The sequence below is a fragment of the Bacillus sp. TH17 genome (genome assembly GCF_016651125.1).
Lineage (GTDB): Bacteria > Bacillota > Bacilli > Bacillales > Bacillaceae_G > Bacillus_A > Bacillus_A mycoides.
In genome coordinates this window covers 758,885-773,180 of the sequence record NZ_JAEKEN010000001.1, presented here as the reverse complement: position 1 = coordinate 773,180, position 14,296 = coordinate 758,885, and the positions used below count along the sequence as shown (strand labels likewise).

Genomic DNA, 14,296 nt, shown 5'->3' with positions numbered 1-14,296 from the left:
CCGCAATAAAGAATCATACCCTAAATATGTTATTAATTAACAAATAAATTATATTAAAATAAGCAATATGATTCAATTCTGTTTTTTTAAAATTTTTCTGTTATAATCGCTTATTCCGAACATTATGTTTATCATAATATAAAAATTACAACAAAAAACGACAAAAACCTTTAAATTACCTTAAAAAATATAACAATCCATATATAAAGAACGAAAGATTCTAAAGCGATTATTGAAAAATATATTATTTTTTTCACATTAAAAATTAGTACTTTTTTCACAAATTATTTTTGATGGAAAACTTTATAAAATTTATTTTTTACTATAAAAGGTATTTTTCTGGTAAAATATTATAGTCTCGTAAAAATGTAACACATTTCCATACGAACAACCCTTTAAAGCGAAAAGGTGTCATCATAATTGATGACACCTTTTCCTATTACAAATAAACTAATTAGAAATCACTTTCACATACATCCCTCTTATCGCCTTTTCATAAGCGATATCGCTCATCTGTCTTATTTTTTCCGATAAAACAGACGATCGAACAACTTCACCTTCACGAAGTAATGGAGGATCAATAAGACGCACTTTATTTTTCTGATGTAGATCATACTCATTTCTATCTTCTTTTACTTCTATACTTGGATGAACTTTTCTTAATAAAGCATCTACTTCTTGATCTTTACATAGCCGCAATTTCGTAATAAGCTCATGATCTTCAAGAAGAAAATCATCTGGATGGATTATCTTTTTATGAAGAGCTAATTTTAACGTCTTAGCTAACATATCGTTTCCATAAATATTCATTGGTTTCATAAAGAAATAAATTACTTCTTTGTAATACGTCTTCGTAAACCATTCTGCAATTTCAATATTTTGAAGAACCATTTTCCCATCTACTTCGATTAAGTCCTCTAAAAAACTATGAACTTCTTCTAAAGAAATATATCCATATGTAAACATATCCCGTAATGTGTAATCCACTCGGTCTGCACATAATTCTGGCGCAGATCTTTCAAGTAATGTCCACTTCGAATCATCTAACAAAATATCTTCATAGTTATAACCATGTTTTGAAAGAATCGCCGGGATTTCCGAGTTTTTCACGACAGCACTAAATATTTCTTCATGATAACTTTCATTTTCGTTATCAAAAACGTAATCGATCACATGGGAAAAAACAGTATGCGATACATCATGCAGTAAAGCAGCAATCTGTTCTTCTACTGAACCACCAAGCTTTTTAATTAACAACATAGCACCAACTGAATGATCAAAGCGCGTTACATTCCATTTCTCATTCATTAAGTAACTTGCTCCGGCTTGATGAACCCCTTTCAGCCTTTGCACAGGTTTACTTAAAATTAATTCTTCTAACACTTTATCTACTTTAAACTCACCGTATATGGCATCTAATATGATCACTTAAAATCCCCCTTTTCAAGCAGAGTCTTCTTATAGTATCTCTTTTTCCAAGTAGAGTAAATACGGACATTCCGCTCTTGTATATCTATAATTAAAAATATATTGATTTTACGTTTATTTTTAATTATATTATAAATGTCTGTTATTTGTTTTAATTCATTTATTATACTTTTATTGAGCGCTCCTTATATGGAGCCTTTTTTTATTAGAAAAATAGAGAGCACTCAGCTCTCTATTTCACAACCCTATTCAAATGTAACTTCAACCTGCACAATCTCAGATCTACTTCCCAGTCTAAGCGGTGGTCCCCAGAATCCAAATCCAGAAGAAACAATTGCGTGGAATGCACCTTTTTGTGCGTATCCCCAGTCTAGTTCGTACATTCTTCTCGTCACAATATGGTTCGGAGCCATTTGTCCGCGATGCGTGTGACCGGATAATAATAAATCAACGCCAGCCTCCGCTGCTTGTTTTAACTCGAATGGTTGATGATCCATTGCGATAACTGGCATAGATTTATCTACCGTACTCATTAGATTTTCAAAACTTTGGCGATCTCGCTCTGTTTTATCTCTTCTTCCAACGAGATAAAAATGATCTTCAATTGTAATCACTTCATCTAACAGAATACGAATATCAATCTTATCCATCTCTTGTAAAAATTCAGGAACCGCTCTTCCATAATACTCGTGGTTTCCTAACACACCATATACGCCTAATGGAGCTTTCATCTGTTTCATGATTGGTCCCATATTTTTCTGAATGAACACACCTGGATGATCGTCGATAATATCACCAGGCAGTAAAATAATGTCGGGCTCCATTTCATTTACATGACGAACGAGTCTCTTTAAATGCGAAACACCAGACAGTTTACCGAAATGCATATCAGAGGCCATCGCAATGCGTAAACTTTTACGCCCTTCTACTTTTTTCGGTATGTGCACTTCGTACTTTCTTACTACTGGACTATATGCGTTGAATACTCCATACGCAAAAATAAAGATGAACGCAAGTAACACGGCCGATCCTGTCCAAACAATTGCCGTCTCTTTCTCCATTGAAAGCTGTAGAAGGAAAACTGTAATATCGGCTAACGGCAATAACATAAGCGCGTATTGTATGACCGCAAACCAAATTGAACCGACCGTTCGCAGGAAAGGAAGAAATTTAAACACTTGTACGAGAATATACGCATATGAAATAAATCCGACTATGAAAGCGTAATATCCCCAAGATTCCCAGCCGAATACCGCATGAAGCCAAACCCATCCGTTCCAGCCGATGTAAAACATGAGTAGTGTGTATACAATTAAAATAGTGAATATATTGAGATAACGAAAACTTTTCACAGCCAGCCTCCTTATTGATTTCTTCTATTATAACTTGTTATGCACGTTTAACGTAAATATTAAGCACATCAATCTTCACAATAAAAACATTGATAAACACATCGTTTTAAAGTTTTTAGGAACGGCTGTAATGGGCATTTTAGAATCTTACGTGTTGGATGAAATTGACATTGATGTTGCGTTTATTGCGACGCAGGTTGGGGAATTGATGAGGCGGAATATATAAAAATCAGACATTCACGTAAACAAAGAAAAGCCGCACCTATAAATACTCATATAGGTGTGGCTTTTCACTATTAAATCACAAAATCCTCCGGAATAAACACCTTCACTTCTCTCGGCTGTACGTATACAAAGTCACCAGCTTGAATGTTCAGCTGTCTAAACTGCTCTTTACTAATTTCTGCTTCTAGATACTCATCTGTTCCGTCGCGCTTCAATTCTACATATACGACAGGGCCAACTGCATGTGAGTATGTTACTTTCGCCGGGATGGCATCTATACTTTGTTTCGTACGATCGATTGATAAGTGATGTGGTCTTACGTATCCCACTCCGTCTACGTTTGAAACGTGCTTATGCTCTGGTGCTTCTAGTTCCACCGATCCTACATTTAGTTTACCTTTATGAACGCGGCCGTGAAATAAATTCACGTTTCCTAAAAAGTCATATACGAACGGACTTGCTGGTTTTTCATATACTTCTTCCGGCGTTCCCATTTGTTCAATGCGTCCTTCATTCATTACAACGATGCGGTCCGCAACGTCTAACGCTTCTTCTTGGTCATGCGTTACGAATACGCTCGTAATTTGAAATTCGTCATGTAGTTTCCGGAGCCATCTTCGCAATTCTTTCCGTACTTTCGCATCAAGTGCACCGAACGGTTCATCTAGCAATAAAATTTTCGGTTCGACTGCAAGTGCCCGGGCTAGTGCGATACGTTGGCGTTGTCCGCCAGATAATTGCGCTGGATAACGTTTTGCGAAACCATCCATTTTTACTAGTTTCAATAGTTCTGTTACTTTTTCTTTTATTACTTCAGCTGAAGGTCGTAAGTTTTTCTTTCTTACTTTTAAACCGAAAGCGATATTTTCAAATACATTCATATGTTTAAAAAGTGCATAGTGCTGGAAGACGAAACCGACTTGCCGGTTTTTCACGTGAATATCAGTTAAATCTTCCCCATCAAAAGAAATCGAACCTCCATCCGCTTCTTCTAGTCCTGCAATAATTCGTAATAACGTCGTTTTCCCAGAACCTGATGGGCCTAATAAGGCAACAAGTTCTCCTTTTGGAATATCTAAATGAATGTCTGTCAGCGCTTGAAATGTACCATATTGTTTTGATACATTTTGAATTTGAATACTCACCGCACTCACTCCTTATTGTCGTTTTTCCATTCTCCATTCAATCCAGTTTTTTATAACGAGCGTAAAAACTGCGATGAGTGACATTAAAGTCGCCACAGCGAACGCTGCTGAAAATTGATATTCATTGTACAAAATTTCAATATGAAGCGGCATCGTATTTGTAACGCCGCGCACGTGACCAGATACAACGGAAACGGCGCCGAATTCACCAATGGCCCGGGCATTACATAAAATCATGCCGTATAAAAGGCCCCATTTTATATTCGGAAGCGTAACGTGCCAAAACATTTTCCAGCCGCTTGCGCCAAGTGATAGAGCCGCTTCTTCTTCACTCTTCCCTTGCGCCTGCATTACCGGGATTAATTCAAGTGCAACGAACGGAAACGTAACAAAGATTGTCGCAATGATAATGCCAGGGACAGAGAAGATGAGCTTTATCCCGTGTTCCAATAACCATCCGCCAAGAGCCGCACGAGGTGTGAAAAGTAAAACGAATACTAATCCTGCGATAACTGGTGATACAGCAAACGGCAGTTCAATAAGAGATAATAATACTTGCTTTCCTTTAAACTGAAACTTCGTAATAAGCCAAGCTGCTGCTATTCCGAATATCGTATTCAGCGGTACAACAATTAATGCAACGAGAAGTGTTAACCTGATTGCCAAAAATGCTTCTTGATCTGTTACAGCGGCAATATATACATCAATTCCTCGTTCGAACGCTTTCATAAAAATTGTCACGAGCGGCAGTAATAGAAAGAGAGATAAAAATAAAATTGTTATCGTAATGAATAGAATTGGTACAAATTTAGATTCTTTTTTAACTGATACGCTTTTTACTATTTTCTTTTCTAATAATGTTGGTTCCATTTTCTCCCCTCCTATTCACTTTTCAGTTCATGCCTTCTGCTCCAAGTTTGAATCATATTAATAAATAGTAGGAAAAGGAGAGAAATAATAAGCATCACAGCCGCTACAGCTGTTGCGCCTGCATAATCATATTGTTCTAGTTTCGTCATAATCATAAGCGGTGCGATTTCTGTTTTCATCGGCATATTACCTGCAATGAACACGACAGATCCATATTCCCCTAACGCCCGAGCAAAGGCGAGTGAAAAACCAGCAAGTAGAGCCGGGAATATTTCTGACAAAATAATTTTCACAAATATTTGAAAGCGTGACGCCCCTAAACTAGAAGCTGCTTCTTCTACTTCTTTATCAATACTTTGCAGCACTGGTTGCACCATTCGAACGACAAAGGGTAAGCCAATAAACGTAAGCGCCACAATAATTCCGAGCTGGGTAAAAGCTACTTTTATATGAAACACACTAAATATTTTTCCAACCCAGCCATTTTCCGCATAAAGCGTCGTAAGTGTAATACCAGCTACAGCAGTCGGAAGAGCGAATGGTAAATCGATTAGTCCGTCTAATAACCGTTTCCCTGGAAATGTGTAGCGAACGAGTACCCAAGCAATTAATAAACCAAAAATGGCATTTACGATTGCCGCTGCAAGTGAAGTTGTGAAACTTACTTGATAGGAATGCAACACACGCTCACTCGTTATAACTTGTGCGAACTTCTTCCAGCCTAGCTGCGAAGTTTGAATAAATACGATAGAAAGTGGTATAAGTACGAATAAGCTCATATACAGCATTGTAAATCCAAGAGATAATCCAAACCCTGGTAAGACACGCTTCTTCCTCATATAACGTCACCTCATCCCCCCTTATTTTTTATACATTTGATCGAATACGCCGCCATCATTAAAATGCTTTTCTTGTGCTTTTTTCCATCCTCCAAATAGTTCATCAACTGTAAATAATTGAACTTTCGGAAATTGTGATGCGTACTTTTCTGCTACTTTTTCATTACGAGGGCGATAAAAGTTTTTCGCCGCAATTTCTTGCCCTTTTTCTGAATACAAATATTCAAGATATCCTTCTGCTACTTTTTTCGTTCCTTTTTTATCAACGACTTTGTCTACAACTGCTACTGGCGGCTCGGCAAGTATACTAATCGAAGGTGTTACAATTTCGAATTTATCTTTTCCAAGTTCTTTTTGTGATAATAACGCTTCATTTTCCCAAGCGATTAACACATCACCAATTCCTTTTTCAACGAAAGTCGTCGTTGCCCCGCGTGCTCCTGAATCTAGTACTTCTACGTTTTTATAAATTTGGCCAACAAACTCTTTCGCCTTATCTTCACTATTGTTATATTTCTTCAGTGCATATCCCCACGCCCCTAAATAGTTCCACCGTGCTCCCCCAGATGTTTTCGGGTTTGGTGTAATGACAGACACACCTTTTTTCGTTAAATCATCCCAATCTTTAATTCCTTTCGGGTTTCCTTTTCTCACAAGAAATACAATCGTTGATGTATACGGAGTAGAATTATCCGCAAGTCGCTTCTGCCAATCTTCTGCTAGTTGTTTCTTCTTACTAATCGCGTCAATATCATAAGCGAGCGCTAATGTTACAACATCTGCTTCTAAGCCGTCAATAACGGAGCGTGCCTGACTTCCAGATCCCCCGTGTGATTGCTTTACATTTACTGTTTGACCATGCTTCTCTTTCCAATACTTCGCAAAGTCTTTATTGAAATCTTGATATAACTCACGCGTTGGATCATATGAAACATTTAAAAGTTCGACTGTCTTCTTATCTGCACTTCCTTCAGAATTGTTAGTGGATGTTGCCGAACCACACCCTGACAAAAGGACAAATGCTGATAATAAAACACCTGTACTTTTCATTAATGCTGTCTTACTCCACTGTTTCATATATAAAGCCCCCTTAGTTTGTACAATAGAAAAAGGCACACAATCTATTCACAAAAGTGAACGTTGTGCGCCTTCAGTTTCTCTGATGAGCTTCTATTGTATTCTGTTTGATTTCTTTCCATTTTAATTCCGTAATTCACATGTGTCAACTTGGAATTCGGAATTATTATATAAGAAACTTCATACAAGCTAAAAATCAGCGGGAATAGAATCCCACTGATTTTAGTTTCGATTTATTTCTTTAACTTATCTGTCTTTGCAATAAATTGAGCTGCTTCTGCGCGGCTTACCGATTTATCTGGAGCCCATCCATTATCTGTTCCAACTGAAATATTTTCTTGGATTAAAATGTTCGCATACTTCGTACCCCAATGATCTTTTAAATCAGCAAATTCTTTTGGTAGTTTAATATTTTCATTTCTTTCTAATTTATATGCATTCACAAGCATAGAAGCCATTGATGCACGGTTAATTAGCCCGCTCGGATTAAAGTTACCCTTATCATCACCTTTTACAATGCCCGCTTTTTCAACTGCTGCGATGTAAGGTGTAGCCCAATGATTTTGAGCATCGCGGAATGATGGCTTCGCATCTTTATTAATTTCTAATCCTAAAACAGTAGCTAATATTTTTGCTGCTGAACCACGATCGATATTTTCAGCTGGTGCAAATGTACCATCTGGCTTACCGTGTACTGCCTCTTTGTCTACTAAATATTGAACTGACTCTTGTGCCCAAGTCGGTACATCTGAGAACTTAGATTTCTTTTCAATTGCACTCGCATCGATTTCAAACTGCACTTGATATTTATGATCATATTTAATTGCTGGAATTAATATATGCATTTGCATATTATATTTTTTCGAGAACTCATCGATTTCAAATTGAACAACTTTCGTACCATTATTTGTTTTATCTTCAGAGATCACTTTCACATCATGGAATGTCCCCACTTTATTAGTATCTTCTACTTTAAGATACTGGAAATAGCTACTATCTTGAACTGTTAACGTAACGATTTTTTTATCACCTTGAATTGTTACTTTTGCATTTTTTAAATACGTAGAAGCAACAGATGTTTCATTCGTTTGATCTTTATAAGTTTTTAAAATAACGTCATATGTACCATCTGCAAATTTACTAGCTGCCTTCATTTCAATCACATCTGCTTTTGCAATTGGCGCATTGAAACCACTTAGTGGAACTGCTAAAGTTGCTGCTATAACGAACGCATTAACATATTTTTTCTTAATCATTATCAATACGACATCTCTTTTTATATGAATATACCCAACATAACTATCATAGTGATAATGATTATCAATATCAAATAAAATTAATAATACTATTTCCTACATAAGTACGCCTTCCGCTCATTTTTAAAAAGTAAATAATGCGCCGTGTGAACTTTTCTTTCCAAATAATCAATAGAATACGAGCTTGATGGATCAACTAAATCACCTATCGCCCCTGAAAGGTAATCAATTACCTTTTGCAATGTTTCTAAGTTCTTCTTTTCCCTCTCCATATTCATTTCATCCATAATGTCACAAATAAGATATTGCACTTTCCGTAAGCGTAATTCCTTCTGCTCCACGTATATCTCCTCCTTATTAGTCATATTACGGTTTAAATATATGGGCTTATAGCTTAACCAATTCTAAAAAATAACGTGAAACTTTAATAAGTAAGAATTTTGTCCATCCAAACTAATCCAGCTTTTTTGGGACAAAAAGATATCCATCTCTATACATGTAGTCATAGTGATGGATATCTTTATTTTTATACTTGCAATGCCTTCTCTCTCAAAGCTCTTCGTAACAACTTACCAGTTGTATTCTTCGGCAATTCTGTTAAAAACTCAATGCTCTTTGGCACTTTGTATTTCGCTAAATGCAGCGTGCAGTAATGCGTAAGCTCCTCTTCTGTTACGTTCGTTTGCTTCAGAACGACGTAAGCTCGCACTGCTTCTCCTAAGTTTTCATCCGGTACACCAATTACGACAACTTCAGCCACAGATTCGTGAGTATATAATACTTCTTCTACTTCACGAGGGTATACGTTATAACCACCAACTAGGACGATATCTTTTTTGCGATCGACGATATAGAAGTAACCTTCTTCATCCATTTTCGCTAAGTCACCTGTATATAGCCAGCCGTCTTTAAGTGTCGCAGCTGTATCTTCTGGCGCATTATAGTAACCCTTCATAACGTTAGGTCCGCGAACAATTAGCTCCCCAACTGCACCGACAGGTACTTCTTCCCCAAGTTCATTCACAATTTTATTTTCTACGTGCCAAATATTTGTACCAATCGAACCTGGTTTACGAGGACGATCTAATGGATTAAAACAAGTAACTGGTGATGCTTCTGATAAGCCGTATCCTTCTGAAACAATCACATCAAAACGTTTTTCAAAGTTTTGCAGAAGGGCAACAGGCATTGACGCACCACCTGAAATACAGAGACGAAGCGTCTTTACATCTTCTGCGCTTGCTTCTTCAAATAAATATAAGTAATTGTACATCGTCGGCACACCTGCAAAAATCGTTGGTTCATACGTACGACAAATACGGAATACTTCTTTCGGACTAAACCTCGGTACCATTAAAATCGTTGCCCCGTTCACAATCGGCGCATTTACTGCAACCGTTAAACAGAACACATGGAACATCGGCAATGCCGCAACGACGCGATCATCCGCAGTATATTGTAAATATGACGCAACATCGCTTGCGTTACTATATAGGTTTTTATGTGTTAACATAGCGCCTTTTGGCTTTCCAGTTGTACCTGAAGTGTATAAAATAACAGCTACATCTTCTTCATCTAGTTCAGGACCTTCGTAAGTTATATCTCCAGTTCCTATAAAACTAGTAAACGTTTTCATTTTTTCCGTTTCTGTATGAGTAAAATCTGATGAGGTTTCGCATATGATGATATTTTCAAGTGAAGGAAGTCTTGTTGTAAGAGATTGTATAACAGGTAGAAGGACGTCGAGTACAATGATTGTTTTTACATCTCCATTTTGTAATATGTAATGTATTTCGTCTGCTGTATAAATTGGATTAATCGGAATGACAGTTGCTCCGGCTTTCATCGTTCCGTATAAACCTACTAAAAAATGTGGTGAATTGCCTACAGCTAATGCGACATTGTCCCCTTTTCCAACGCCCATTTTTGCTAAATTACTAGAAAACCTAGTGACCACTTTGTTTAATTGGTCATAAGAGACCGACTGATCCATAAATATGTACGCCGGTTTATCCCCCTTCTTTTTTGCCGTTTCAGCCAAAGATTGAACGAGATTCACACAAACCCCACCTTTATAAAATTTAGAATATTTAAAAATTCTAAATTAATTATATTAAAAGAAAATTAAAGTAGCAAGTGATATTCTATTAATCGAATATACATAAACCACTTTCTTCCAGAATACTTTAGTAAGATACGAGAATTATATGTAAAAAAAACAGGTACAAACATATAGTTAAACCATAGCTAAAATCATTGTAGGATAATATGCACTCATCTTCTCTCTAAGTTTTTCAACTTCCTCTTTATTTAAAGCCGTATACTCTCCATACAAATTGAGAGCGTCCGCTCCATTTTCATGCAAGTAGACTGTAACATATAATGTCGGCAATCCTTTATTGTCCTCATCTATCGACAAGACGAAATCTGGCGTTTTACTAAACGTTTCATTTCTTCTCCATTTCTTATTTTGAAACATAGTTTGTATATCATTTATTTTTTGTTTGTTATTTGTATGCGTATAATATATGACATTATCCTTCGCTGGCTTTCCAATAGACAAAGTCGTACGGTTTGAAGAAGTTTCATCGTTACAAGCTGTCATTCCAATAACGAAGCTGATCAATAATATAAAGTGTATTATCCTTTTCATTTCGATCATCCTCCTTTAATTATATATACTTCCTTTATAATAAAAGAATGTCCTGCTAGTAGATGTTTTTAGGGACGCTTTTAACGGTAAATGAATTCATAATAAAAAAAGCCATCCCAAAAGGTATTTTGGGATGGCTTCTTCTTTAGAAGAATAAATGTAAGAAATCTTCTGTTGTAATATTACCGAAATAGCGCGCGATATCTACGCCTTCTAAAGCTACAGTGAATGCATCTTTATCAAATTGTACGCCTGTTAGACGCTCTTCAATGTCATGAACATCTAGTGATCCGAAGAAGTCACCGTAAATTTTACATTCTGTTACTGTTCCTTTTTTCACTTCAAGACGAACGTCAACTTGTCCAACTGGGAAGCGGTGTGAATGTTGTAAGTTGAACTTCGGAGATTTTCCGTAGTTCCAGTCCCAATTTTGGTAGCGCTCTTCAGAAAGTTTATGGATTTCTTTCCAATCATTTTCTGTTAATTCGTACGTTGGAATTTCTGTCTCACCTTCGAAAATTGTTTCTAGAAGAAGTTGTCTAAACTCTTCTGTCGTCATTTTTTCGTTTAAGAACTCTGTAATATTCGCAACGCGGCTACGGATTGATTTAATTCCTTTTGATTGAATTTTATCCATTTTCACTTTTAGTGCTGATACGACGTGATCGATTTCAGAGTCAAATAGTAACGTACCGTGACTGAACATACGACCTTTCGTTGAGAACTGCGCGTTACCTGAAATTTTTCTACCTTCAGCTAAAATGTCGTTACGACCACTTAGTTCTGCATTTACGCCTAATTTACCAAGCGCTTTCGTTACAGGTTCTGTGAATTTTTTAAAGTTGCTGAAACTATCTCCATCATCTTTCGTAATAAAGCTGAAGTTTAAGTTTCCTAAATCATGATATACTGCGCCTCCGCCTGATAGACGACGAACGACATGAATTCCTTGTTCTTTTACGTAATCTGCATTAATTTCTTCTACTGTGTTTTGGTTTTTACCAATGATAATGGAAGGTTTGTTAATGTAGAACAGTAAATATGTTTCGTTAATATCTAAATTCTTCACACAATATTCTTCAATTGCTAAGTTTATTCTAGGATCTGTAATCCCTTTATTATCAATAAATAACATCGTATCACCTCATGAATTCCATACGTAGCCACTATGCGCTAGCGTAATATGGCCACTGAAAATTTGTTTTGCTTCTGTTACTAAATCAGATGGGTTGCCTGTATGCGGTAAGTGCGTTAATAAAAGTTCTTTTACATTTGCATCTTTCGCAATACTTGCTACTTCTGTACTATTCATATGCCCTGCTTTTGCAGCCTCTTGATGTGCATACATATTACATTCACAAATGAAAAGATCAGCATCTTTTGTGAACGGAATAAATTCAGGAATATAACTTGAATCTGCACTGTATACAACAACATCATCGCCAGCTATAATACGCATCGCAAAGCATGTAACAGGATGAACAGTTTTTAAGAATGAAATGGAGAACGGTCCAATTTGAAGTGTTTCTTTTGGATTGTACGCGATTCCTTTCGTATGCGGTTCATGCGTTAAAGAATGGAATCCATTCTCATCAAACGAATGACCGTATATTGGTAACTCCGGTAGTTGTCCTTTTGTCACACTCGTAATTAATCTTGCATATTGCAGCACCCCAATGTCTGCAACATGATCATGATGATAGTGTGACAGTACAACTGCATCTATATGAGATGGTGTTATATATTTTTGAAGCTGTGCTAGTACACCACTGCCACAGTCTACAAGTAAACGAAAACCATCGTGTTCAAACAAATACCCCGACGTTGCTTCTCCCGCTTCTGGAAAGCCGCCCCAAAAGCCGACAACAGTCATCTTCATATGTATCCATCCTTTCTAAAACCGCGTAGGAATGCCGTTTTTTTCCGTACTTGAGAAAGTTTTTTACTTACATCCTACATTGTTAACTATAATCCATTTCCTAAACTTTTTCATTAATTTTCACTTTTGTTATAAAACAGTTGTTGACTTTTGTTTTTTGTACTAATACAATGATAGTAAGAAATGGAAATGGAGGGATTGACATGATCGATCAACCAATGGAGTTTTTCCGAAATTTACCGACGAAAACTTGTGCTCATTGCGGGAAGGAAATTGATGAGCAGCACGAAGCATACCATAACAAATGTGACGATTGCGTTCACGAAGAATAGTAGTTTGTAAACATAAAAAAACCTAGCAGACATAGTCTACTAGGCTAATAACATCGTATCCTTCATCGTTGAACCTTTCACCAAGAGCTCCAGTTCAAACTCATACAATTCTTTTTGTCGATAATTTTTCGTATGGATTTTATCCATCATTAAGTCGACAACTTTTCGGGCCATCTCGTCGATTGGTTGTTCAATTGTCGTAATACCTGGCTCTGTAATCTGCGCCAAAATTTGATTATCAAAACCGATCACAGCGAGATCTTCTGGAATACTCCAACCATGGCGTTTCGCCTCTGAGATAATTCCAGCTGCAACCTCGTCGCCTCCTGCCAAAATCGCGGTAGGATTTTTTTTGTCCTTTAATACTTCATTGAATATTCGTTTTCCATCATCCCAAGAGAAAGCGTTTTCAAGAAAATCGATCGCTTCCACTTCTCTACTCTTTTCAGTAATAGCGCGTAAAAAGCCCATTTTTCGCTGTTGGCTCACTACTTTCGTTTCGTTGCCACGGCAAAAAATCAGATTACGATATCCTTGTTCTAATACATGATTGGCAGCTATGTATGCACCCTGTGCATGATCGAACTTCACTGTTGGAACATTTGCTTCCTCAATATATTCATTACATAACACGATTGGACCGTGTTGCAAGTATGGCTCCACATTCTCCCATGGATTTTCTAGTGAACATAGAATAATCCCATCTACTTGTTTCGTAGATAATAATTGTAAATACTCCATCTCTTTTTCCGGTAAATATCTTGTTTGACAAATAATCAGTTTATATTTATGTTCAGAAGCAGCAATCTCAATTGCTTCAATAAATCTACTAAAAAAAGGATTTGTAATCCTTGGAACAAGCACCGCAATTGTTTCTGTTTTTTGTTTACGAAGCCTTCTCGCCGCAGAATTAGGAACGAAGCCTAAATGCTTCATTGCTAATTGAACCCTTTTCTTCTTCTCATCTGAAACATATGGATGATTATTGATCACCCTAGAAACCGTTGTCCTTGATAACCCCGCTAATTTCGCCACGTCCTCGATAGTCGACACGAAATTTCCCCCTTTGCATGAAAACGTTTTCTTATCCTGATTATATAGTATATTATTGGAAACTGCAATATAGGTTCTTATGATTTTACTATATTAATATTATACATAGGGAAAAGTCTGTTAATGGCAGGGAATTACACACTACTTTTAGAATTTCACAATATGCATATAAAAAAAGGTTTACATA

15 protein-coding genes are annotated in these 14,296 nt (G+C 36.7%); 2 read left to right on the top strand and 13 right to left on the bottom strand.

The genetic code is table 11. The features are described from left to right. Positions 1-450: 450 nt before the first annotated feature. Positions 451-1,428: an HD domain-containing protein gene (locus tag JFT95_RS03780; RefSeq protein WP_201051481.1), complete on the bottom strand. Its 978-nt coding sequence runs from the start codon at positions 1,426-1,428 to the stop codon at positions 451-453. A gap of 245 nt (positions 1,429-1,673) precedes the next feature. Next, complete coding sequence (locus JFT95_RS03775) at positions 1,674-2,780, bottom strand: metallophosphoesterase (RefSeq protein ID WP_201051480.1); 1,107 nt, start codon at positions 2,778-2,780, stop codon at positions 1,674-1,676. A 34-nt stretch (positions 2,781-2,814) separates the two neighbouring features. Here JFT95_RS03775 and JFT95_RS03770 point away from each other — a divergent pair, with 34 nt between their 5' ends. Continuing rightward, entirely contained in the window at positions 2,815-3,006 is a 192-nt protein-coding gene (locus JFT95_RS03770; protein WP_044741124.1) for a hypothetical protein, read from the top strand. Between the two features lie 70 nt (positions 3,007-3,076). Here JFT95_RS03770 and JFT95_RS03765 read toward each other — a convergent pair whose 3' ends face one another. The 10 genes from JFT95_RS03765 to JFT95_RS03720 all read right to left on the bottom strand — a co-directional run bounded on the left by JFT95_RS03765 (position 3,077) and on the right by JFT95_RS03720 (position 12,724). Further along, positions 3,077-4,150 carry a sulfate/molybdate ABC transporter ATP-binding protein gene (locus tag JFT95_RS03765; protein WP_078178113.1) on the bottom strand — a complete coding sequence of 358 codons (1,074 nt, stop codon included), beginning with the start codon at positions 4,148-4,150 and terminating at the stop codon, positions 3,077-3,079. A gap of 12 nt (positions 4,151-4,162) precedes the next feature. Continuing rightward, positions 4,163-5,020, bottom strand: a complete 858-nt coding sequence (cysW, locus tag JFT95_RS03760) for a sulfate ABC transporter permease subunit CysW (RefSeq protein WP_201051479.1) — start codon at positions 5,018-5,020, stop codon at positions 4,163-4,165. Between the two features lie 11 nt (positions 5,021-5,031). Continuing rightward, on the bottom strand, positions 5,032-5,859 hold the full coding sequence (cysT, locus tag JFT95_RS03755) for a sulfate ABC transporter permease subunit CysT (RefSeq protein WP_201051478.1): 828 nt from the start codon (positions 5,857-5,859) through the stop codon (positions 5,032-5,034). A 21-nt stretch (positions 5,860-5,880) separates the two neighbouring features. Further along, positions 5,881-6,936, bottom strand: a complete 1,056-nt coding sequence (locus JFT95_RS03750; protein ID WP_002011197.1) for a sulfate ABC transporter substrate-binding protein — start codon at positions 6,934-6,936, stop codon at positions 5,881-5,883. Positions 6,937-7,169: 233 nt separating this feature from the next. Beyond that, positions 7,170-8,192, bottom strand: a complete 1,023-nt coding sequence (locus JFT95_RS03745; RefSeq protein WP_201051477.1) for an S-layer homology domain-containing protein — start codon at positions 8,190-8,192, stop codon at positions 7,170-7,172. A gap of 89 nt (positions 8,193-8,281) precedes the next feature. Further along, on the bottom strand, positions 8,282-8,533 hold the full coding sequence (locus tag JFT95_RS03740) for a hypothetical protein (protein WP_201051475.1): 252 nt from the start codon (positions 8,531-8,533) through the stop codon (positions 8,282-8,284). 185 nt (positions 8,534-8,718) lie between these two features. Beyond that, positions 8,719-10,251 (bottom strand): fatty acid--CoA ligase family protein, encoded by a 1,533-nt coding sequence (locus JFT95_RS03735; protein ID WP_061688990.1) that lies wholly within the window; start codon positions 10,249-10,251, stop codon positions 8,719-8,721. 177 nt (positions 10,252-10,428) lie between these two features. Beyond that, complete coding sequence (locus JFT95_RS03730; RefSeq protein ID WP_201051473.1) at positions 10,429-10,845, bottom strand: hypothetical protein; 417 nt, start codon at positions 10,843-10,845, stop codon at positions 10,429-10,431. A gap of 145 nt (positions 10,846-10,990) precedes the next feature. Next, complete coding sequence (gene lplA, locus JFT95_RS03725; protein ID WP_000897293.1) at positions 10,991-11,980, bottom strand: lipoate--protein ligase; 990 nt, start codon at positions 11,978-11,980, stop codon at positions 10,991-10,993. Between the two features lie 9 nt (positions 11,981-11,989). Beyond that, entirely contained in the window at positions 11,990-12,724 is a 735-nt protein-coding gene (locus JFT95_RS03720; RefSeq protein WP_201051471.1) for an MBL fold metallo-hydrolase, read from the bottom strand. Between the two features lie 203 nt (positions 12,725-12,927). Here JFT95_RS03720 and yhfH point away from each other — a divergent pair, with 203 nt between their 5' ends. Beyond that, positions 12,928-13,056 carry a protein YhfH gene (gene yhfH, locus JFT95_RS03715; protein ID WP_000567010.1) on the top strand — a complete coding sequence of 43 codons (129 nt, stop codon included), beginning with the start codon at positions 12,928-12,930 and terminating at the stop codon, positions 13,054-13,056. Positions 13,057-13,095: 39 nt separating this feature from the next. On the opposite strand, the gene JFT95_RS03710 is transcribed toward yhfH, so the two are convergent. Beyond that, complete coding sequence (locus JFT95_RS03710; protein ID WP_002087115.1) at positions 13,096-14,109, bottom strand: LacI family DNA-binding transcriptional regulator; 1,014 nt, start codon at positions 14,107-14,109, stop codon at positions 13,096-13,098. Positions 14,110-14,296: the final 187 nt, after the last annotated feature.

Excerpts from the sequence above, each read along its gene's own strand:
- cysW (WP_201051479.1), bottom strand. The coding sequence starts at position 5,020 with ATGGAACCAACATTATTAGAAAAGAAAATAGTAAAAAGCGTATCAGTT.
- cysT (WP_201051478.1), bottom strand. The coding sequence starts at position 5,859 with ATGAGGAAGAAGCGTGTCTTACCAGGGTTTGGATTATCTCTTGGATTT.
- JFT95_RS03750 (WP_002011197.1), bottom strand. The coding sequence starts at position 6,936 with ATGAAACAGTGGAGTAAGACAGCATTAATGAAAAGTACAGGTGTTTTA.
- JFT95_RS03745 (WP_201051477.1), bottom strand. The coding sequence starts at position 8,192 with ATGATTAAGAAAAAATATGTTAATGCGTTCGTTATAGCAGCAACTTTA.
- JFT95_RS03730 (WP_201051473.1), bottom strand. The coding sequence starts at position 10,845 with ATGAAAAGGATAATACACTTTATATTATTGATCAGCTTCGTTATTGGA.
- lplA (WP_000897293.1), bottom strand. The coding sequence starts at position 11,980 with ATGTTATTTATTGATAATAAAGGGATTACAGATCCTAGAATAAACTTA.
- JFT95_RS03720 (WP_201051471.1), bottom strand. The coding sequence starts at position 12,724 with ATGAAGATGACTGTTGTCGGCTTTTGGGGCGGCTTTCCAGAAGCGGGA.
- yhfH (WP_000567010.1), top strand. The coding sequence starts at position 12,928 with ATGATCGATCAACCAATGGAGTTTTTCCGAAATTTACCGACGAAAACT.